At 70.9% G+C, this 20715-nt stretch carries 20 protein-coding genes; 15 read left to right on the forward strand and 5 right to left on the reverse strand.

Annotation, left to right across the window (positions count from 1 at the left end; all coding sequences use genetic code 11):
* From gspD to gspF, 3 genes are all read left to right on the forward strand, one after another.
* Positions 1-2447, forward strand: a 2447-nt coding sequence (gene gspD, locus ABD927_RS23955; RefSeq protein WP_425570355.1) for a type II secretion system secretin GspD, incomplete at its 5' end; no start/stop codon positions are given.
* Positions 2444-3868: a type II secretion system ATPase GspE gene (gene gspE, locus ABD927_RS23960; protein WP_345252410.1), complete on the forward strand. Its 1425-nt coding sequence runs from the start codon at positions 2444-2446 to the stop codon at positions 3866-3868. The genes gspD and gspE, both read left to right, overlap by 4 nt.
* Before the next feature lie 170 nt (positions 3869-4038).
* A complete protein-coding gene (gspF, locus tag ABD927_RS23965) occupies positions 4039-5256 on the forward strand; it encodes a type II secretion system inner membrane protein GspF (protein ID WP_345252411.1) in 1218 nt (405 codons plus the stop codon).
* Positions 5257-5260: 4 nt separating this feature from the next.
* Here gspF and ABD927_RS23970 read toward each other — a convergent pair whose 3' ends face one another.
* On the reverse strand, positions 5261-6160 hold the full coding sequence (locus ABD927_RS23970; RefSeq protein WP_345252412.1) for a LysR family transcriptional regulator: 900 nt from the start codon (positions 6158-6160) through the stop codon (positions 5261-5263).
* A 107-nt stretch (positions 6161-6267) separates the two neighbouring features.
* Between ABD927_RS23970 and ABD927_RS23975 the strand changes: the two genes are divergently transcribed.
* From ABD927_RS23975 to ABD927_RS24000, 6 genes are all read left to right on the forward strand, one after another.
* Positions 6268-7137, forward strand: a complete 870-nt coding sequence (locus ABD927_RS23975) for an amidohydrolase family protein (protein ID WP_345252413.1) — start codon at positions 6268-6270, stop codon at positions 7135-7137.
* A gap of 17 nt (positions 7138-7154) precedes the next feature.
* Positions 7155-7742, forward strand: a complete 588-nt coding sequence (locus ABD927_RS23980; protein WP_345252414.1) for a hypothetical protein — start codon at positions 7155-7157, stop codon at positions 7740-7742.
* Entirely contained in the window at positions 7739-8539 is an 801-nt protein-coding gene (locus ABD927_RS23985; protein ID WP_345252415.1) for an SDR family NAD(P)-dependent oxidoreductase, read from the forward strand. The genes ABD927_RS23980 and ABD927_RS23985 overlap by 4 nt, the downstream gene beginning before the upstream one ends.
* Positions 8523-9470: an SMP-30/gluconolactonase/LRE family protein gene (locus tag ABD927_RS23990; protein ID WP_345252416.1), complete on the forward strand. Its 948-nt coding sequence runs from the start codon at positions 8523-8525 to the stop codon at positions 9468-9470. Before ABD927_RS23985 ends, ABD927_RS23990 begins: the two co-directional genes overlap by 17 nt.
* Positions 9471-9514: 44 nt before the next feature.
* Positions 9515-10480, forward strand: coding sequence for a Bug family tripartite tricarboxylate transporter substrate binding protein (locus ABD927_RS23995; RefSeq protein WP_345252417.1), 966 nt, complete (start codon positions 9515-9517; stop codon positions 10478-10480).
* 149 nt (positions 10481-10629) lie between these two features.
* Positions 10630-11109 carry a glutathione peroxidase gene (locus tag ABD927_RS24000; RefSeq protein ID WP_345252418.1) on the forward strand — a complete coding sequence of 160 codons (480 nt, stop codon included), beginning with the start codon at positions 10630-10632 and terminating at the stop codon, positions 11107-11109.
* A gap of 118 nt (positions 11110-11227) precedes the next feature.
* Here the strand turns inward: ABD927_RS24000 and ABD927_RS24005 are convergent, their stop codons facing one another.
* The 3 genes from ABD927_RS24005 to ABD927_RS24015 all read right to left on the reverse strand — a co-directional run bounded on the left by ABD927_RS24005 (position 11228) and on the right by ABD927_RS24015 (position 14684).
* Positions 11228-12904 (reverse strand): CYTH and CHAD domain-containing protein, encoded by a 1677-nt coding sequence (locus ABD927_RS24005; RefSeq protein ID WP_345252419.1) that lies wholly within the window; start codon positions 12902-12904, stop codon positions 11228-11230.
* An 89-nt stretch (positions 12905-12993) separates the two neighbouring features.
* The gene (locus ABD927_RS24010) at positions 12994-13899 is read right to left on the reverse strand and encodes a cell division protein FtsX (RefSeq protein WP_345252420.1); all 906 of its coding nucleotides are present in this window, start codon (positions 13897-13899) and stop codon (positions 12994-12996) included.
* A complete protein-coding gene (locus ABD927_RS24015) occupies positions 13896-14684 on the reverse strand; it encodes a cell division ATP-binding protein FtsE (protein ID WP_345252421.1) in 789 nt (262 codons plus the stop codon). The genes ABD927_RS24010 and ABD927_RS24015 overlap by 4 nt, the downstream gene beginning before the upstream one ends.
* Positions 14685-14780: 96 nt before the next feature.
* Here ABD927_RS24015 and ABD927_RS24020 point away from each other — a divergent pair, with 96 nt between their 5' ends.
* The 6 genes from ABD927_RS24020 to ABD927_RS24045 all read left to right on the forward strand — a co-directional run bounded on the left by ABD927_RS24020 (position 14781) and on the right by ABD927_RS24045 (position 19588).
* Positions 14781-15800 carry an amino acid ABC transporter substrate-binding protein gene (locus tag ABD927_RS24020; protein WP_345252422.1) on the forward strand — a complete coding sequence of 340 codons (1020 nt, stop codon included), beginning with the start codon at positions 14781-14783 and terminating at the stop codon, positions 15798-15800.
* Between the two features lie 139 nt (positions 15801-15939).
* The gene (locus ABD927_RS24025; RefSeq protein ID WP_345252423.1) at positions 15940-17094 is read left to right on the forward strand and encodes an amino acid ABC transporter permease; all 1155 of its coding nucleotides are present in this window, start codon (positions 15940-15942) and stop codon (positions 17092-17094) included.
* Entirely contained in the window at positions 17091-18248 is a 1158-nt protein-coding gene (locus ABD927_RS24030) for an amino acid ABC transporter permease (RefSeq protein ID WP_345252424.1), read from the forward strand. The genes ABD927_RS24025 and ABD927_RS24030 overlap by 4 nt, the downstream gene beginning before the upstream one ends.
* Before the next feature lie 11 nt (positions 18249-18259).
* The gene (locus tag ABD927_RS24035; RefSeq protein ID WP_345252425.1) at positions 18260-19024 is read left to right on the forward strand and encodes an amino acid ABC transporter ATP-binding protein; all 765 of its coding nucleotides are present in this window, start codon (positions 18260-18262) and stop codon (positions 19022-19024) included.
* A gap of 122 nt (positions 19025-19146) precedes the next feature.
* Positions 19147-19302, forward strand: a complete 156-nt coding sequence (locus ABD927_RS24040; RefSeq protein WP_345252426.1) for a hypothetical protein — start codon at positions 19147-19149, stop codon at positions 19300-19302.
* The gene (locus ABD927_RS24045) at positions 19295-19588 is read left to right on the forward strand and encodes a HipA N-terminal domain-containing protein (RefSeq protein WP_345252427.1); all 294 of its coding nucleotides are present in this window, start codon (positions 19295-19297) and stop codon (positions 19586-19588) included. The genes ABD927_RS24040 and ABD927_RS24045 overlap by 8 nt, the downstream gene beginning before the upstream one ends.
* A 17-nt stretch (positions 19589-19605) precedes the next feature.
* Here ABD927_RS24045 and ftsY read toward each other — a convergent pair.
* On the reverse strand, positions 19606-20715 hold a 1110-nt coding region (gene ftsY, locus ABD927_RS24050; protein WP_425570356.1), incomplete at its 5' end, for a signal recognition particle-docking protein FtsY.

Below are 20715 nucleotides of genomic sequence, written 5' to 3' on the forward strand. Positions count from 1 at the left end.
CGGCGCTGCTGGCGCTGGCCGACCCGGCGCTGGCCGCCGCGCCGGCCGCGGCGCCGGCGGCCGGCGCGACCGGCGACGGCGTGGTGCTCAACTTCGTCAACACCGACCTGGACGCGGTGGTGCGCGCGCTGGGCCAGTTCACCGGCAAGACCTTCCTGGTGGACCCGCGCGTCAAGGGCCAGCTCACGCTGGTATCGGAAAACCCCGTCGACCGCGACACCGCCTACCGCATGCTGCTGGGCGCGCTGCGCATGCAGGGTTTCGCGGCGGTGGAAGTCGACGGCGTGACCAAGGTGGTGCCCGAGGCCGACGCCAAGCTGCAAGGCGGCACGACCCAGGGCAGCGCGCGCGGCGACCAGCTCGTCACCCGGGTGTTCAAGCTGAACTACGAAAGCGCGACCAACCTGGTGCCGGTGCTGCGGCCGATGATCGCGCCCAACAACCCGATCAACGCCTACCCGGGCAACAACACGCTGGTCATCACCGACTACGCCGACAACCTGCGCCGCATCGCGGCCGTGATCGCCAACGTCGACACCCCTTCCTCGATCGCCACCGACCTGATCGAGGTCAGGAACGGCATCGCCTCCGACGTGGCGGCGCTGGTCAACCGGCTGATGGATCCGGGCACCGGCGGCAACGACGCCGCGCAGCGCATCACCGCGGTGGCCGACCCGCGCACCAACACCGTCCTGATCCGCGCCAGCAGCCCGGCGCGCGCGCGGCTGGCGCGCGACCTGATCGCCAAGCTCGACAGCCCGACGTCCGACCGCGCCACCAATATGCACGTGGTGTACCTGCGCAACGCCGAAGCGGCCAAGCTGGCCGAGGTGCTGCGCGGCGTGCTGACCGGCCAGTCCGGCGGCACCGGCGGCACGCTGGGCAGCAGCGGCAGCTTCGGCAGCGGGGGCCTGGGCGGCGGGTTGGGCGGCGGACTCGGCGGCAGCCTGGGAACGAGCGGGCTCGGCAGCACGACCGGCAGCACCACGTCCACCGGCACCGGCAGCCTTACCACCAGCGGCACCGGCCTGAGCGGCGGCGGCAGCGGCACCGCGCTGGGCGGCAGCAGCTTCGGGGCCGGCGCCAACACGCCCTCGGGCGCGATGGTTTTTTCGGGCGGCGGCGCCACGGTGCAGGCCGACCCGACCACCAATACGCTGATCATCACCGCGCCCGAACCGCTGTACCGCAGCCTGCGCGAAATCGTCGACCAGCTCGACGTGCGCCGCGCGCAGATCTTCGTCGAAAGCCTGATCGTGGAGGTGTCGAGCGACACCGCTTCCGAATTCGGCATCCAGTGGCTGACCGGGCTGGGCAGCCTGAACGGCAGCGGCACCTCGGTGGTGGGCGGCACCAGCTTCGGCGGCACCGGCTCCAACATCATCGGCGTGGCGCAGAACATCGGCACCATTGGCAATGGCCTGAGCATCGGCATCGCGCACGGCTCGATCACCATCCCCGGCATCGGCGCGGTCACCAACCTGGGCTTCCTGGCCCGCGCGCTGGAAAGCCAGGCCGGCGCCAACATCCTGTCGACGCCAAACCTGCTGACCCTCGACAACGAAGAGGCCAGCATCGTCATCGGCCAGAACGTGCCGTTCATCACCGGCCAGTACGCGCAGACGAGCGGCTCCTCCAGCGTCACCCCGTTCCAGACCATCGAACGCAAGGACGTCGGCCTGACGCTGAAGGTCAGGCCGCAGGTGTCCGAAGGCGGCACCGTCAAGATGGCGATCTACCAGGAAGTCAGCAGCGTCGACACCAGCCAGAGCAACAGCGCCGGCATCATCACCAACAAGCGCGCGATCGAATCCAACGTGCTGGTCGACGACGGCCAGATCATCGCCATCGGCGGCCTGGTGCAGGACAGCGTCACGGGCGGCGTCGACAAGGTGCCGGGGCTGGGCGACATCCCGGGCGTGGGCAACCTGTTCCGCTACGACAACCGCAAGCGCACCAAGACCAATCTGATGGTGTTCCTGCGGCCCTACGTGGTGCGCGACGGCGGCGCCAACAACAGCCTGATGGTGGACCGCTACGAATACATGCGCGCGCAGCAGGCCGCCTCGCAGCCGCAATCGCACTGGCTGCTGCCCGACATGCAGGCGCCGCAGCTGCCGCCGCGCGTGCCGGGCGCGGGCGATCCGCTGATCAGGGAAGGCGCCACCGGCGACAAGCCCGAGCTGTCGGTGGTGCCGCGCGACATGGCGGCGCTGCAGTCCGACTCGCCCACCACGGTGCTGCAGGTGGCGGCAGCGGCCAACGAGGCCGACGCCCGGATGACCGCGCGCAGGGTGGCCGACGCCGGCCTGAACGCCTACGTGGTCAGGACCGACAACGGCTGGAGCGTGCGTTCGCGCGTCTCGCGCGACATGGTCACGATGGACAGCACGCTGTCCACGCTGCGCGGCCTCGGCTATTCGGCCGAAGTGGTGACGCGGCCATGAACCCGCTGCCCTACGGCTGGGCGCGCGCGCAGCGCGCGCTGCTCAGCATCCGCCCCGACGGCGCGCAGCTGGTGGTGAGCCCGCGCACGCCGGCCTGGGCGATCGCCGAGGTGCAGCGCCGCCATGGCGCGCTGCGCATCGCGCGGGTATCCGACAGCGAACTGGAAACGCGCCTGGCCGCGGCCTACGCCGATACGGGCGACGCCGCGGCGGTGGTGGGCGCGGCCGAGAACGAGATCGACCTCGCGCGGCTGATGCAGGACATTCCCGAAGTGGAAGACCTGCTCGAAACGCAGGACGACGCGCCGGTGATCCGCATGATCAACGCGCTGTTCACCCAGGCCGCGCGCGACGGCGCCAGCGACATCCACATCGAGCCGTTCGAGACGCATTCGGTGGTGCGCTACCGCGTGGACGGCACGCTGCGCGACGTGGTCAGCCCGCGCAAGGCGCTGCACGCGGCGCTGATCTCGCGCATCAAGATCATGGCCAATCTCGACATCTCGGAAAAGCGCCTGCCGCAGGACGGCCGCATCGCGCTGCGCGTGGGCGGCCGCCCGATCGACGTGCGGGTGTCGACGCTGCCCACCGGCCACGGCGAACGCGCGGTGCTGCGCCTGCTCGACAAGGAGGCCGGCCGCCTCGAACTGGGCCGGCTCGGCATGGACCCGACGCTGCTGGCCGAACTGGACCGCCTGATCCGCCAGCCGCACGGCATCGTGCTGGTGACCGGCCCCACCGGCAGCGGCAAGACCACCACGCTGTACGCGGCGCTGGGGCGGCTGGACGCCTCCACCACCAACATCCTGACGGTGGAAGACCCGATCGAGTACGACCTGCCCGGCATCAGCCAGACCCAGGTCAACGCCAAGATCAACATGAGCTTCGCGCTGGCGCTGCGCGCCATCCTGCGGCAGGATCCCGACGTCATCATGATCGGCGAGATCCGCGACCTGGAAACCGCGCAGATCGCGGTGCAGGCCTCGCTCACCGGCCACCTGGTGCTGGCCACGCTGCACACCAACGATTCGGTGTCGGCCGTCACGCGGCTGACCGACATGGGCGTGGAGCCCTTCCTGCTGTCGTCCTCGCTGCTGGGCGTGGTGGCGCAGCGGCTGGTGCGCCGCCTGTGCCCCGACTGCAAGCGCCCCGAGACCGAGCCCGACGGCCGCGTCGTCTACCGGCCGGTGGGCTGCCCCTCGTGCAGCCATACCGGCTACGCCGGCCGCACAGGCATCCACGAGCTGTACGTGATCGACGACACCCAGCGGCGGCTGATCCACGAAGGCGTGGGCGAACAGGCGCTGCGCGAGGCCGCCGCCGCGGCCGGCATGCGGACGATGCGCGAGGACGGCGAGCGGTGGGTCGCGTCCGGCATTACGTCGCCGGAAGAAGTCCTTCGGGTGACCCGCGATGCATGAAGTAGTCCCCCCCCTACGCGCTGCGCGCGCCCCCCAGCGGGCGGCACTGGCGGACCGGAAGGGAAGCCCCCCCCTGGCGGCCTTCGGCCGCTCCCCCTCGAGGGGGCGGCACTGGCGGACCGGCAAAGCCGGATCCGCTGTGCCCTGGGCTGGTTGGTGGGGGGGCTGAGATGCCGTCTTATCGTTTCGAGGCGGCGGATGCGGCCGGCAAGCTGGATCGGGGGCTGGTCGATGCCGACAGCCCGCGCGCGGCGCGCGCGCAGTTGCGGGGGCGCGGGCTGACGCCGCTGTCGGTGGAGGAGGTCGATGGACGCTCGGGCAAGGCGGGCGGGGGGCGCGGCTGGTTCGGCGCGCGCATGTCGGATGCCGAGCTGGCGTGGGCCACGCGGCAATTGGCCAGCCTGCTGGAAGCGCGGCTGCCGATCGATGCCGCGCTGACGGCCACCGCCGAGCAGGCCGAGCGCAAGCACACGGCCGAGGTGATGACCGCCGTGCGCGCCGACGTGCGCGCCGGCCACCGGCTGGCCGACGCGCTGGCCGCGCGGCCGCGCGATTTTCCCGACATCTACCGCGCGCTGGTGGCCGCCGGCGAGGAATCCGGCGACCTGGCCCAGGTGATGGACAAGCTGGCCGGCTACATCGAAGAACGCAACGCCCTGCGCACCAAGGTGCTGACCGCCTTCATCTACCCGGCGGTGGTGACGGTGGTGTCGATCGGCATCGTCATCTTCCTGCTCGGCTATGTGGTGCCGCAGGTGGTCAGCGCGTTTTCGCAGGCGCGGCAGGAACTGCCGCTGCTGACGCGCGTGATGCTGCAGCTGAGCGAGTTCGTGCGCAGCTGGGGCTGGCTGGTGGCGCTGCTGGCGGCCGCCGCGATGGCCGGCTGGCGCATGATGCTGCGCAACGCCGCCACCCGGCTGGCCTGGCACGCCCGCGTGCTGCGGCTGCCGCTGGCCGGGCGCTTCGTGCTCGGGCTGGACGCCGCGCGCTTCGCCTCCACGCTGGCGATCCTGACCGGCAGCGGCGTGCCGCTGCTGCGCTCGCTCGACGCCGCGCGCCAGACGCTGGGCAACGACCGGCTGCGGGCGGCCATCGACGACGCCACCGCGCGCGTGCGCGAGGGCGTCGGGCTGGCGCCGGCCTTGCAGGCGCAGAAGCTGTTCCCGCCGCTGCTGGTGCACCTGACGGCCAGCGGCGAGAAAACCGGCACCCTGCCCGAGCTGCTCGACCGCGCCGCGCAGACCCTGTCGCGCGAGGTGGAGCGCCGCGCCATGGCGCTGACGGCGCTGCTGGAGCCGCTGATGATCCTGGTGATGGGCGGCGTGGTGCTGCTGATCGTGCTGGCGGTGCTGATGCCGATCATCGAGATCAACCAGCTCGTGCGCTAGGGAATCACGCGAACGACTTCGCGATATCAAGCCCGCGGATGATCGCCGCGGTCGACTCCACCAGCGGCGCCGGCGTGCCGCTGGCGGGCATGGCCAGCGTCAGGTTGTTGGTGATGGTGGGCTCGACGATGGCGGAATGGGCCAGGTAGTCCTGCCCCTGCATGTCGTGCAGCGCCGAATACGGAATGATGGTGAACATGCTCTCCTCGCTCATGGTTTCGAGGATGGTCTGCACCACGTCGACCTCGGCCACCACGTTCAGCGCCACGTTCAGTTCGCGGCAGGCATGGTCCACCAGCGCCCGGATGGTATTGGGCGCGCTCGGCAGCACCAGCGGATAGCGTCCCAGGTCGCGGGCGCGCACGCGCGCCGGCGGCACCGGCCGGCAGGTCTTGCCGTAGGCCAGCACCAGGTTCTCGCGGTAGATCGACTCGTAGCGCAGCAGCGCCGAAAGCGGCGGGTCGTACAGCAGCGCCAGGTCCACGCGGCCCTTGGTGAGCCATTCGTTCATCTCGTTGCTCAGGCCCTCGGCCAGCGTCAGCGCCGCGTCGGGATGCCGGCGGCGAAAGGCCTGCACGATCTGCGGCGCCAGCCGGCGCGCCACGCGGTGCGGCATGCCCAGCCTGACCTTGTCCTGCACCGGCGAGCGGAAGGTCCGCATGTCGTGGCGCGCCTGCGCGGCCAGGGCATCGATGGCCTTGGCATGTTCCAGGAAGCGCAGGCCGGCCTCGGTGGGCTCCACGCCGCGGCCGGTCCGGGCCAGCAGGTGGTGCCGCAATTCGCCTTCCAGCAACTGGATCTGCCGGCTGAGCGAAGGCTGCGATACCCCCAGCACCTCGGCGGCGCGGGACAGGTTTCGCTTTTCGCATATCACGAGGAAATAGCGGATTTGCCTGAGATCCATGCCGGCAATGGTATACGTTTTTCCTATATCAGAAGTCCGCGCGGCGACATTGCTCGGCTTGCGGGCCGTGCCCATGATGCGGGAACCGTCATAGACCCCGGCCCGCCATGCCCGATTGCGCCCCGCCGCTCGCCCGCGTCACGCCGCCCGCCGGCCCCTTGCCGGCCGACGCCTGCGATAGCCATTTCCACGTCTTCGGCCCGGCATCCCGCTTCCCCTATGCCGACGACCGGCCCTATACGCCGCCCGACGCCCCGTTCGAACGGCTGCGCGAGCTGCACCGGCAACTGGGATTCCGCCGCGGCGTGATCGTGCAGCCGGCTTGCCATGGCTACGACATGGCGGCCACGCTGGACGCGCTGCGGCGGGGCGCGGGCCAGTACCGCGCGGTGGCGCTGCTGGCGCCCGGCACCGGCGAAGACACGATCGCCGGGCTCGACCGCAGCGGCGTGCGCGGCGTGCGTTTCAATTTCACGGCGCACCTGGCCGGCGGGGGATGGGATGCCCTGGCCAACATCGTGCCGCGCATCGCGCCCTTCGGCTGGCACGTCTGCATCCATGCCGACCCCGCCGCGCTGGTCGCGCTGCTGCCGCGCCTGGAAACGCTGCCCGTGCCCTTCGTGATCGACCACATGGGGCGCGCCGAGGCCGCCGAAGGCACCGGCGGCGCGGCCTTCCGCGCGCTGCTCGCGCTGCGCGGCCATCCCGGCGCATGGATCAAGATCTCCGGCCTCGACCGCGTGTCGAGCCACGGCAGGCGCCCTTTCGGCGACGCCGAACCGCTGGCCGCCGCGCTGCTCGACAGCATGCCCGAACGCCTGCTGTGGGGCACCGACTGGCCCCACCCCAATGTGCGCGGCGACATGCCCGACGACGGCGAACTGCTCAACACCTTCCTGCGGCTCTGCCCCGATCCCGCCCTCCGGCGCCGGATCCTGGTGGAGAACCCGGACCGCCTCTACCGGTTCGAGCCCTGAACCCTTCCAGGATGAACATGGACCGACTGCTGATCAAATTTCCCGGCCAGGTCGTCGCCCCCGGGGCCATCGGCGCGCTGCCGGCCCCGGACCGCGCCGGCCTGCGCGTCTACCACGCCGACGACCGCGACGAAACCTATGCGCTGCTGCCCCTTCCCGCCGGCCCGGACGGACTGCGGGCCGCGCTGCGCCAGCGCCATCCCGCCGCCACCTTCGTCGAACTGGCGCAGACCACCGACTTGGCCGGCGAAGCCGCCGGCCAGCCGGCGCCGTGGTTCTACGTCGTCGAAACCGACGTTCGGCCCGAAGCGGCGGAGGACTTCGACCGCTGGTATGAGGAAGAACACCTGCCCGGGCTCGCCGCCGTCCCCGGCACCGTGAGCGCGCGCCGCTACGTCGCCCGCGACGGCTCGCCGCGCCACTACGCCTGCTACGAACTGGCGCGCCGCGACGCGTTCGGCTCGCCCGCCTGGCTGGCCGTGCGCGCCACCGGCTGGAGCGACCGCGTGCGCCCCAACTTCATCAACACCCGGCGGACCATGTTCCGCCTGGCGCCGGACGCGGCGCAGACCCCGGAACCGGCACGACAAGGGAGGCCGATATGACAGGCAGACTGCAAGGCAAGGTGGCCATCGTTACCGGCGCGGGCAGCGTCGGCCCCGGCTGGGGCAACGGCCGCGCGATCGCCTACCGCTTCGCCCAGGAAGGCGCGCGCGTGTTCGCCGTCGACCGCGACCCGGCCGCCATGGCCGAGACCGTGGACAAGGTGCGCGAAACCGGCGGCGAGATCGTCACCTGGCAGGCCGACGTCACCGACTCGGAAGCGGTGCGCGAGATGGCGCGCGCCTGCGCCGGGACGCTGGGCGGGGTCGATGTCCTGGTCAACAACGTGGGCGGCTCGCGCAAGGGCGGCCCCGTGGACCTGGACGAGGAAACCTGGGACCGCCAGATCGATTTCAACCTCAAGAGCGTCTACCTGTGCTGCCGCCACGTGCTGCCGCTGCTGGAAGCGCGCGGCGGCGGGGCCATCGTCAACGTGGCGTCGACCTCCGGCATCCGCTGGACCGGCGCGGCGCAGGTCGGCTACGCCAGCGCCAAGGCCGGCGTCATCCAGCTGTCGCGCGTGGTCGCCATCGAGTACGCGCAGAAGAACATCCGCTGCAACGCGGTCATCCCGGGCCAGATGCATACGCCCATGGTCGAGGCGCGGCTGGCCGGACAGCGGGCCGGCGGCGACGTCGGGCGCCTGCTGGCCCAGCGCCAGGCCCGCATCCCGCTGCCCTTCATGGGCAACGGCCTGGACACCGCCAACGCGGCGCTGTTCCTGGCCTCGGACGAAGCCCGTTTCATCACCGCCACCGAGCTGGTGGTCGACGGAGGCATGAGTGCGCGCTGCGATTGATCCGCCGGGACGCTACCCCGATCCGGCCGTCGTCGCGCTGGACCCGCGTTTCGCGAAACTGGTGCTGCCGCTGGCCGCGGTCGAGCGCCTGGCCGGCGGCTGCCGCTGGGCCGAGGGGCCGGTGTGGTTCGGCGACGGCCGCTACCTGCTGTGGAGCGACGTGCCCAACGACCGCATCATGCGCTGGGACGAAGTCACCGGAGAGGCGCACGTCTGGCGCCCGGCCTCGGGATACGCCAACGGCAATACGCGCGACCGCCAGGGCCGGCTGGTCACCTGCGAGCACCAGGGCCGCCGCGTCAGCCGGACCGAACACGACGGCCGCATCACGGTGCTGGCCGACCGCTACCGGGGCAGGCGCCTGAATTCGCCCAACGACGTGGTGGTCAGGTCCGACGGTTCGATCTGGTTCACCGACCCGCCTTTCGGCATCGTCGGCTACTACCAGGGCGAGAAGGCCGAACAGGAGCTGCCCGCGGCCATCTACCGCATCGATCCCCACAGCGGCGAACTGGCGCTGATGTGCGACACGGTCGACGGCCCCAACGGGCTGGCGTTCTCGCCCGACGAGAAGCAGCTCTACGTGATCGAGTCGCGCTCGCGGCCGCGCAACGTGCTGGTCTTCGACGTCGCCGCCGACGGCCGCCGCCTGGGCGCGCGGCGCGTGCTGTTCGATGCCGGCGAAGGCACGCCCGACGGCCTGCGCGTCGACGTCGAAGGCAACCTCTGGTGCGGCTGGGGCATGGGCACGCCGGAACTGGACGGCGTGCGCGTCCATTCCCCGCGCGGCGAGCCGCTGGGCCGCATCGCCCTGCCCGAACGCTGCGCCAACCTCTGTTTCGGCGGCAGGCACCGCAACCGGCTTTTCATGGCGTCCTGCACGTCGATCTACTCGCTGTTCGTCAACACCCAGGGCGTGGCCGGCGCCTGAGCCGGCACGGTCCCGCATGCCAACTACAGAAAGAGGAGAACATCATGTTCCAGCACCAGCCCCGCATCCTGAAATCCCTGGCCGCCCTCGCGCTCGCCCTGGCCGCCGCCGGCGCCCAGGCCCAGACTTCCACCAGCCTGGTGGTCGCCTTCCCGCCCGGCGGGCCGGCCGATTCCCTGGCGCGCATCGTGGCGTCGCAACTGGAAAAAGAACTTGGCCACACCGTGGTGGTGGAGAACAAGCCGGGCGGCAACGGCGCCATCGCCGCCAGCCAGGTGGCGCGTTCGCGGCCCGACGGGCAGACGCTGTTCCTGAGTTCGGTGGGCGCCATCTCCATCAATCCCAGCCTCTACCCCAAGCTGATCTATGACCCCGCCAAGGATTTCGCGCCCGTCTCGCTGCTGATCTCGACGCCCGAGATACTGGTCGTCGGCGCCGGCAGCCCGAGCAAGGATGCGCGCAGCTTCATCGCCCGCGCCAAGGAGAAAGGCCTGTCGATGGCCTCGTCCGGCGTGGGCAGCATGCCGCACATGGCCATCGTGCAGCTCAAGCTCGCCACCCGCGCCAACATCCTGCACGTGCCGTACAAGGGCGCCGCGCCGGCCATCACCGACACCATCGGCGGACAGGTGGACGGCTTCATCGGCGACGTGTCCGGACTGGTGTCCAACCTGAAGGCCGGCAAGCTCAAGGTGCTGGCCGTCGCGGCGCCCAAGCGGACCGCCGTCCTGCCCGACGTGCCGACCTTCGACGAGCTCGGCACGCCCAACGTCTATGCCGACAACTGGTACGGCGTGTTCGCGCCCAAGGACACGCCGGCCGGCACGGTGGCCTCGCTGAACGCCGCCATCCGCAAAGTGCTGGCCTCGCCGGAACTCAAGGCCTATGCGCAATCGACCGGCGTGGAACTGTCGCCTACCACGCCGCAGGAATTCGCCGACCTGATCCGGCGCGACACGAAAAAGTGGGGCGACCTGATCCGCACGGAAGGCATCACGGCGAATGAATGAGCCCACCCCCGGGCGGCCTGCGGCCGTTTCCCCTCAAGGGGCGACGCAGGCGGACCGGCGGAGCCGGATCCGCGGCGTCCTGGGTCGGCCGATGCTTGCGGGGTGTGTAGCGGGGCGGCACACTACGGGCTCATCGACGGGAGGGCCGCATGACCACGATCCATGATTTCTCCGCGCTGGACATCGGCGGCGACCCGGTCGCGCTGTCCGGCTTCCGCGACAAGGTGCTGCTGGTGGTCAACGTGGCGTCGAAGTGCGGTTTCACGCCGCAGTATGCCGGGCTGGAGGCGCTGTACCGCAAATACCGCGACCGCGGCCTGGTGGTGCTGGGCTTCCCGTGCGACCAGTTCGGCCACCAGGAGCCGGGCAGCGAGGAAGAGATCAGGCAGTTCTGCTCGCTGCAGTACGACGTGACCTTCCCGCTGTTCGCCAAGATCGAAGTCAACGGCCCCGGCGCCCATCCGCTGTATGCCTGGCTCAAGAGCGCCAAGCCCGGCGTGCTGGGCACCGAGGCCATCAAGTGGAATTTCACCAAGTTCCTGATCGGCCGCGACGGCGAGCCGGTCAGGCGCTATGCGCCGAACGACAAGCCGGAAGACATCGCCGCCGACATCGAAAAGCTGCTGTAAAGCCCCCTTTCCACAGCCTTACAAGTTGCGCCGTGCCGCCATCCAGGGCACAGCGGATCCGGCTCCGCCGGTCCGCCAGTGCCGCCCCCCGGGGGGCGCGCGAAGCGCGTAGGGGGAGTTATCTCCAGAAGGGCTTGGCGGCTTTCAGCGCGGCGAAGCCGGCTTCGGCCTTCGCGTGCAGCGCTTCCAGGCGGCCGGAGATCCAGCCGAGCGCGAACCAGGCCTGCGGGTGCCCTTCCGTCAGCGCGGCGTAGTGTTCGCGCGCCACGACGAGGTCGTTGATGTCGCCCAGGATGTCCTGCAGCGCGGCCAGTTGCTTGCGGTAGGGCCGCACGGCGCTGCGCCGGTACAGCGGTTCGGTGAACGACAGCGCGTAGCGCAGGCGCTTGGCCAGCTTGCGCAGGTCGTGGCGCTGCTCGTCGGCCAGGGCGTGGAAATTCTTGCCCTGGGCCGCCAGCCGCCGGTGCCATTTGCGCATGCGGCCGGCCGCCAGGTCGGCCAGTTTCGGCGCGGGCGCAGGCTCGGCGGAGCCGGCCGCACCGGCCGAAGCCGGCGCGCCGGCGGCCACCGCGGAGGCGGCCTCGCCGCCCGGCCCGAAAATCGTCAGCGCGCCGCGCGCCGCCACCGCGGCCGTCTCCGGGTCGGCCTTGGCGGGCCTGGCTGCGGCCGTGCGCGCGGGCGGTGGCCGGCAGCCCACGTTCCAGGCCTGCATGTCGAGCAGCCAGCCCTGGAAGGCGGGCGAAGCGGCCAGCGTAGCGGCGTCGGGCGCGTCTTCGGCCGCGGCGGCTGGCGCGATCGGCGGCATGCCTGCCGCCTGCAGCGCGGGCACCAGCGTACCGCCCAGCACGTCGCTGTCGCGCAGCGCGCCGAACGCGGCGAAGTGGGCCGACGCCGCCTGGCGCAGCCGCTCGTCGGGCAGCGGCGTCCATTCCTTGAACAGGCGCCAGGCCGAGCGCAGCCGGCGGATGCCGACGCGCAGCTGGTGCACATGTTCCTCGCCGCCGTCGCCGCAGGCGTCGGCCGCCTCGGCCAGCGCGGCCGCGTTGCGGATGATCTGGTCCACGCAGTCGGCGCTGATCGCCGTCAGCGCCTCGGCCGGCGTCATGTGCGGGCGGAGTCCGGTCTTGCCCGCCTGCACGGGCGCCCAGAAGCGGGCGATCTCGGCGCTGCGGGCGGCGGCCTGCCCGCCTTCGGCCGCGGCGGCGATGCGCGCCGCCGCGCCGGCCAGCGCGTCGCCGCGCTCGGCCTTGCTGCGCACGTCCAGCACCAGCCCGTGCGCGCGCAGCCAGCGGCCAGCCAGCGCGAACAGCCCGTCGACCCGGCCCGACTGCAATTCGAATTCGAGCTCGTGCACCGGCAATTCGAGCCCGCCGGCGCGGATCGCGCCGACGTCGTAGGCGATCTCGGCCGTGCCGCCACGGGTACGCACGCGGCAGGACGCCCGCATCACGTCGGTTTCATAGCGGGCCTCCAGCGGCCCTTCCAGCCGTTCCAGCAGCGGCGCGGCGGGCGTGCCGGCGTACACCGACAGATCGAGCTGCGGCGCGGACACGGGATGATTCAGTTCGATGCGCGACACCGCGTCGCCGCCTTCCATCTTGAACGTCTGCACCCATTTGCGGCCTTCCTGGCGCAGCCGGATCGCCGCCCGGCGGGAGGCGAGCTGGCGGTCGGCCGTGTCGAAATACATGGCCCGCAAACGGACCCGGCGGGAAGCGGCTAGGGAAGCGAGCTGGGCGGCGACGGCCTTGCGCGCCGCCGGCGGAACGAAAAGCTTGATTTCTTGTTCTAGCATGGAGCGCAGTGCCGCGCCGGCATCAGGGAAGGGGCCCCGATGTTAATGCCGGCATCCGCCGGGAATGATGACATGTCATTTTTATGACATCAGAATCTCGTGCTGCGCGACACCGACCAGCGCGCCGAGCAGGCTCCCAGCAGCGCCACGGCCACCACGAACAGCCCCAGCCAGGGCGCCGCCGGCAGCCGGATGGCGAATTCGGCGCCGTAGCTGCGCGCCAGGTCGGCCAGCGCCGCATTCAGCGGATCGAGCGCCAGCCGCACCAGGCCGATAGCCGCCAGGGCGGCCACGCCGCAGCTGATCGCGCCCAGGTACAGGAAGGGCCGGCGCACGAACGATTCGGTGGCCCCCACCAGCCGCGCCACGCCGATCTCTTCGCGCTGCGACAGCGCCTGCATGCGCACGGTGTTGAACACGGCCGCCAGCACCGCCGCCGCCACCACCACGGCCAGCATGATCAGCCCGGTGCGGGCAAAACGCACGATGGCCTCCAGCCGCTGCACCCATGCGCTGTCGACCTGCACCATGTCGACCTTGGCCCACTCGCGCCACGCCGCCGCCAGCCGGCCGGCGCGGCGCGCCAGGTCCTCGCCGGAAAGCGTGACCACGATGGCATCGGGCAGGGGGTTGTCGGACAGCACCGACAGCGCGTCGGCATAGGCGGGATTGGCCTTGAGATCGGCCAGCGCCTTGTCGCGGTCGATCACCCGCACGTCGACCACGTCGCTGCGGTAGTCGCGGCGGATGCGGTCGGCCACGGCGCCGGTCTCGGCCGGCGTGGCGTCGACCCGCATGAACACCGTCATCTCGGGCTCGGCCGCCAGGCGGCCCGACACCGGCTGCAGCGAAGTCAGCGCCGAAGCCACCAGCAGCGGGATCGCCAGCGCCAGCGTGACCACGATCAGATTGGCCAGCGACGAGAAGGGCTGGGCGAACAGCCGGCGCAGCGTGACGCCGAGCGCATAGCGGTGCTGGCGCAACAGCGGGCTCATTGCGGCCTCCCGTCGAAGCGCGGCGACGGCGCGGCAGGGGCCGCGCCCGGAACGGCGCCCGCAGGGGCGCCGGCGAAGCCGCCGCCGGCGGGCGCGGCGCTTGCCGCCCCCAGCCCCGGCGTGCGCGGCCCGCCGTCGACCACCCGGCCGCCGTCGACGAACAGCACGCGGCTGGCGTAGCCGGCGATCAGGGACTCGTCGTGCGTGGCCAGCAGCGTGGTCACGCCGCTGCGGTTGAAATCGCGGAAGATCGCCGCGATGCGATGCGCGCTGTCGCGGTCGAGGTTGGCGGTGGGCTCGTCGGCGATCAGCAGCGACGGCCGGTTGACGATGGCGCGGGCGATCGCCAGCCGCTGCTGGTCGCCGCCCGACAGCTCGCGCGGCCGCAGGTTTTCCTTGCCCGACAGGCCGACCCGCTCGATCGCCACGCGGGCGCGATTGACCGCGGCGCCGCGCGAATGGCCGGTCACCACCAGCGGCAGCAGCACGTTCTCGAAGGCGCTGCGGTCGTCCAGAAGGTGCGCGTCCTGCAGGATGGTGCCGATGGCCCGCCGCAGATAGGGCCGGGCGCGCGCCGGCAGCCGGCCCACGTTCTGGCCGTTGACCAGCACCGTGCCGCGGCTGGGCGTGTCGAGCCCCGCGATGAGCTTGAGCAGCGTCGACTTGCCGGCGCCCGACGGGCCCGAGACGAACACGAACTCGCCGGCGGCGATGCCGAAATTGACGTCGGCCAGCGTATCGACGCCGCGGCCGTAGGTTTTGAAGACTTGCCGGAATTCAATCATGGGTGCATAGGTTAACGCGCCGCTACACTAGCGTACATGGCTCCGCCCGGGCGGTGCTGCTTTATAGTCCATCGGCTTTTCGAAAGGGAAAACACGATGAAATTGTTGCAATCGGCCGTGGCAGGCCTGCTGATACTGGCCGCGGCGGGCGCCGCCCATGCCGGCCAGACGCTCGACGCGGTCCGGAAAAAAGGCTTCGTGCAATGCGGCGTGTCGACCGGCGTGGCGGGCTTCAGCAATCCCGACAGCAAGGGCGTGTGGACCGGCATCGACGTCGACCTGTGCAAGGCGGTCGCCGCCACCGTGTTCGGCGACGCCGCCAAGTTCAAGCTGACCCCGCTCAACACCCAGCAGCGCTTCACCGCGCTGCAATCGGGCGAGGTCGACGTCCTGCCCCGCAACACCACCGTCACGCTGTCGCGCGACGCGGGCCTGGGGCTGTCGGGCGCCGGCGTCAATTTCTACGACGGCCAGGGCATCATGGTGCCGAAAAAGCTGGGCGTCAAAAGCGCGCGCGAGCTCAACGGCGCCACCTTTTGCCTGCAGCCCGGCACTACCACCGAACTGAACCTGGCCGACTGGTTCCGCGCCGCGAAGTTGAACTTCAAGCCGGTGGTGATAGACAAGTTCGACGAACTGGTGCGCGCCTTCGCCGCCGGCCGCTGCGACGCCTACACCACCGACGCCTCGGCGCTGAGCATGATGCGCGCCACCATGCTGCCCAACCCCGACGACTGGGTGATCCTGCCCGAGCGGCTGTCGAAGGAGCCGCTGGGCCCGCTGGTGCGCAAGGGCGACGACCAGTGGCTGGACATCGTCAAGTGGACGCTGAACGCGATGATCGAGGCCGAGGAATACGGCATCACCTCGAAGAACGTGGACCAGATGCTCAAGAGCGCCAATCCCAACGTGCAGCGCATCCTGGGCGTCACGCCCGGCGGCGGCAAGAGCCTGGGGGTGGACGAGAAATGGGTCTACAACATCGTCAAGCAGGTCGGCAACTACGGCGAGAGCTTCGACCGCAACCTGGGCCAGGGCAGCCCGATGAAGATGGCGCGCGGCGCCAACGCGCTGTGGACGCAGGGCGGCCTGATGTACGCCCTGCCCATAAGATGAGTCCCACCCCTACGCGCTTCGCGCGCCCCTCTAGGGGCGACGCCGGCGGACCGGCGGAGCCGGATCTGCGGCGTCCTGGGTCGGGCCGGGACGGTCCATACGTCGTGAGCCATGGCCGGCACGGTAAGTATCTGAATCGATGACGCATCTACGCTGGAGCAACCCGTCGCTGCGGGCGGCGGTCTACCAGGTCGCGGCGCTGGCCGCGGTCGGGCTGGTCGCCTGGTTCCTGGTTTCCAACACGCTGGCCAACCTGGCCTCGCGCCACATCGCATCGGGCTTCGGCTTTCTGGGCCGCGAGGCCGGCTTCGCGATCGGCGAAAGCCCGATCGAGTACGGCCCGCAGAACACCTACGCGCGGGCCATCGCGGTGGGCCTGCTCAATACCGTGCGGGCGGCGGCGGTGGCGATCGTGCTGGCCACCGTGCTGGGCACGCTGGTGGGCGTCGCGCGGCTGTCGCGCAACTGGCTGGCGGCGCGGCTGGCCGGGGTCTATGTCGAACTGCTGCGCAATACGCCGTTGTTGCTGCAGCTGTTCCTCTGGTACGCGCTGATCACCGAGAACACGCCGGGGCCGCGGCAGGCGCTGCATCCGCTGCCGGGGGTATTCATATCGAACCGCGGCATCCGGCTGCCGGCCTTCGTCCACCACGTGGCCTTCGATTACGCGCTGGCGGGGCTGCTGCTGGCGATCGCGATTTCGCTGGCGCTGGCGCACCGCGCCCGGCGGCAGCGCCGCGCCGGCCATGCGCCGCGGCCGTTGGGGCGCCGGATCGTGGCGCTGCTGGCCGGGTTGCCGCTGCTGGGCTGGCTGGCCGGCGGCGCGCCCTTGCAGCTGGACCTGCCGCGGCTGCAAGGCTTCGACTTCGCCGGCGGCATCACGCTCACCCCCGAATACGCGGCGCTGCTGGCCGGGCTCACCATCTACACCTCCGCCTTCATCGCCGAAGTCGTGCGCGCCGGCATCCAGGCCATCGACCGCGGCCAGTGGGAGGCCGCCGAATCGCTGGGCCTGCGGCGCGGCGCGGTACTGCGGCTGGTGGTGCTGCCGCAGGCGCTGCGCGTGATCGTGCCGCCGCTCACCAACCAGTACCTGAACGTGGTCAAGAACAGCTCGCTGGCGGTGGCCATCGGCTATCCGGACCTGGTGTCGGTGGTCAACACCACGCTGAACCAGACCGGCCAGGCGATCGAGGGCGTGCTGATCATCATGGCGGCCTACCTGGCGGTCAGCCTTTCGATATCGATGTTCATGAACTTCTACAACCGGCGCATCGCGCTGGTCGAGCGATGAGCGGGGCCGCACGGCCGCCCGAAGGACCCGCGCCCTTCCTCGGGGAGGATGCCGCGCAGCGGCAGGAGGGCACTTCGTCCGGCGGGGCCGCACGGCCGCCCGAAGGGCGCACGGGCTGGCTCCGGACGCTGCGCGCGCGGCTGTTTTCGTCGCCGCTGAACACGGTGCTGACGCTGCTGTGCGCGTGGCTGCTGCTGATGATCGCGCCGCCGCTGGTGGAGTGGGGACTGGTCAAGGCCTCGTTCACGGCGCCGACGGCGCAGGCCTGCCGCGCCGCGGGCGGCGCATGCTGGGCCTTCATCGCGGAAAAATACCGGCTGATCCTGTTCGGCCTCTATCCCTACGACGAACAATGGCGGCCGCTGCTCACCACCGCGGTGCTGCTGGCGGTCGTCATCGCCAGCTGCCTGCGCCGCTTCTGGAACCGCTGGCTGGCCGTCCTCTGGATCGCCGCGCTGGCCGCGTCCGGCATCCTGATGTGGGGCGGCGTGCTGGGCCTGGACTATGTAGAAGACAGCCGCTGGGGCGGCCTGCCGCTCACATTGATCCTGGCCACCTTCGGCGTCGGCCTGGCCTTTCCGCTGGGCGTGCTGCTGGCGCTGGGCCGGCGCTCGAAACTGCCGGCCATCAAGGCGCTGTGCGTGGTCTACATCGAGCTGGTGCGCGGCGTGCCGCTGATCAGCCTGCTGTTCATGGCCTCGGTGATGCTGCCGCTGTTCCTGCCCGAAGGCTTCACCATCGACAAACTCCTGCGCGCGCAGATCGCCATCGTGCTGTTCGCCGCGGCCTACCTGGCCGAACTGGTGCGCGGCGGCCTGCAGGCGATCCCGCGCGGCCAGATCGAGGGCGCCGAGGCGATCGGCCTGGGCTACTGGCAGCAGATCCGGCTGGTGGTGCTGCCGCAGGCGCTGAAGGTCATCATCGCGCCGCTGGTCAGCATGTTCATCCTGGTGTTCAAGGACACTTCGCTGGTAGTCATCATCGGCATTTTCGACCTCACCCAGTCGGCCAAGGCGGCGCTGGCCGACACCGCGTGGGCGGGCTTCTCGGTCGAGGCCTATCTGTTCATCGCCGCCATCTACTTCGTGTTCTGCTATTCGATGTCGCGCTACAGCCAGGCGCTGGAACGCCGGCTGGCGGCCGACCGGCGCTAGGAGACCCGTCCATGTCCGTTCCCGAAACCTCCGCCGCCCAGGCTGCGGACGCCATCATCGAGATGCAGGGCGTCAACAAGTGGTACGGCAAGTATCACGTGCTGCGCGACATCGACCTGGCCGTGCGGCGCGGCGAGCGCATCGTCATCTGCGGGCCTTCCGGTTCGGGCAAGTCGACGCTGATCCGCTGCATCAACCGGCTCGAGGCGCACCAGCAAGGCCGCATCGTGGTCGACGGCGTCGAGCTGACCGACGACCTCAGGCATGTGGAAGCCATCCGCCGCAACGTCGGCATGGTGTTCCAGCACTTCAACCTGTTTCCCCACCTGACCGTGCTGGAGAACCTCACGCTGGGGCCGGTCTGGGTGCTGAAGCAGCCGCGCGCCCAGGCCGAGGCCACCGCCATGCGCTTCCTGGAGCGGGTGCGCATCTCGGAACAGGCCGGCAAATACCCTGGGCAACTGTCCGGCGGCCAGCAGCAGCGGGTGGCGATCGCGCGGGCGCTGTGCATGGCGCCGCAAATCATGCTGTTCGATGAGCCCACCTCGGCGCTGGACCCCGAGATGGTCAAGGAAGTGCTGGACGTGATGACCTCGCTCGCCGACGGCGGCATGACCATGCTGTGCGTGACGCACGAAATGGGCTTCGCGCGGCAGGTGGCGGATCGCGTGCTGTTCATGGACGAAGGACGGATCGTCGAACAGAACACGCCGGAGGCCTTTTTCTCGCATCCCCGGAATGAAAGGACGCGGCAGTTCCTGAGCCAGATCCTCTGAATGTCCTCACGATCGTGTGGATTCCTGTTTTTCCAGCCCCGCTTTTTTCAGAATCCGACGCAGCCGGCAGCATCGGCGTCAGCGAAAATTTCCTGGGCAAGGTGGAAAAGGGCGCCGAATCCGTGCAATGGAGCAAGCTGTTCCAGGTGCTGCACGGGCCGGGCGTGCACGTCTACATCGATGTCCCCGACGACATCGGCCCGCCGGTGGCCGCCCTCCTGTCGCCGCCCGGCCCCGGCGGCAAGGAAACGGATGGCGGGGGCGGCCGCGATGGCTGAACGCAGCCCGGACCTCTACATCGACCGCACCCGGGTCGGCCATCTGCGCGAGCGGGACGGCATCTGGGCATTCGAATACTCGCCCGAGTGGCTGGCCGAACCGCTGGATCGCCTGGCGGGGCGCATCGGCGTGGCCGCGGAACAGGTCTGTGCGGAAGCCGAGGCTGCCAATGCACAGTGGGCCGGCGATGGCCGCGTCGCCGCGGCGCTGGCCGGCGAGATGCGTTGTCTGCGGGCGCTGCGAGCCACGGTAATCGCCGAAATGGCGAGCCGCCTGGCCGGCTGAGGGCCGGGCCGCCCCGGTCAGCCGCCCAGCAACGCCCCCGCGAACTCGTCGGCCACGAAGGGCTGCAGGTCGTCGATGCCTTCGCCCACGCCGATCCAGTAGACCGGCACCGGCCGCACGCCCTGCGCGCCGGAGGCCACGGCGGCCAGGATGCCGCCCTTGGCGGTGCCGTCGAGCTTGGTGACGATCAGGCCGGTCAGGCCGAGCGCGTCGTCGAAGGCCTTGATCTGCGCCAGCGCGTTCTGCCCGGTGTTGCCGTCGATCACCAGCAGCACTTCGTGCGGCGCCGTGGGATCGGCCTTGGCGATCACGCGCTTGATCTTCTTGATCTCCTCCATCAGGTGCAGCTGGGTGGGCAGGCGGCCGGCGGTGTCGACCATCACCACGCCCATGCCGCGCGCGCGGCCGGCCTGGACGGCGTCGAACGCCACCGCGGCCGGGTCGCCGCCTTCCTGCGCGATCACCGTCACGCCGTTGCGCCGGCCCCATTCGGCCAGCTGTTCGCGCGCGGCGGCGCGGAAGGTGTCGCCGGCGGCCAGCAATACCTGCTTGCCCTGCAGCTGGAAGGCGCGCGCCAGCTTGCCGATCGAGGTGGTCTTGCCGGCGCCGTTGACGCCGGCGATCATCGTCACGACCGGCGCCGGCCGGTTGAGGTCGAAACGGCGCTCCAGCGGGCGCAGGTGTTCGGCCAGCAGTTCGCGCAGCGCCTGCCGCACGCGGTCGCCGTCTTCGATGCGCTCCTGGCGCGCCCGGGCGCGCAGCTTGCCGATCAGCGAAGTGGCGGCGGCCACGCCGGTGTCGGCCATGATGAGCGCGGTTTCCAGTTCCTCGAACAGGTTTTCGTCGACCTTGACGCCGACGAACAGCGTGGTCAGGGTCTGGCCGGTGCGCGACAGGCCCTGGCGCAGGCGGCTCAGCCACGAGGACTTGGCAGCGACGGCCGGGGCGACGCCGGCCGGTTCTCCGGCCAGGCCAGCGCCGGCTGCCGGACCGGGGGCCGGCGCAGCGGGCCCCGTGGCGCCCGGCGCCCCGGGCGCGGAAGATGCGGACGTGACAGACACGCCGGGTTCCGGCGCGGCCGCCGGCGGCGGCGCGGTGGTGGTCGGCGCGGGGCCGGCGGGCGCGGG

The organism is Pigmentiphaga soli, assembly GCF_039541095.1.
Lineage (GTDB): Bacteria > Pseudomonadota > Gammaproteobacteria > Burkholderiales > Burkholderiaceae_B > Pigmentiphaga > Pigmentiphaga soli.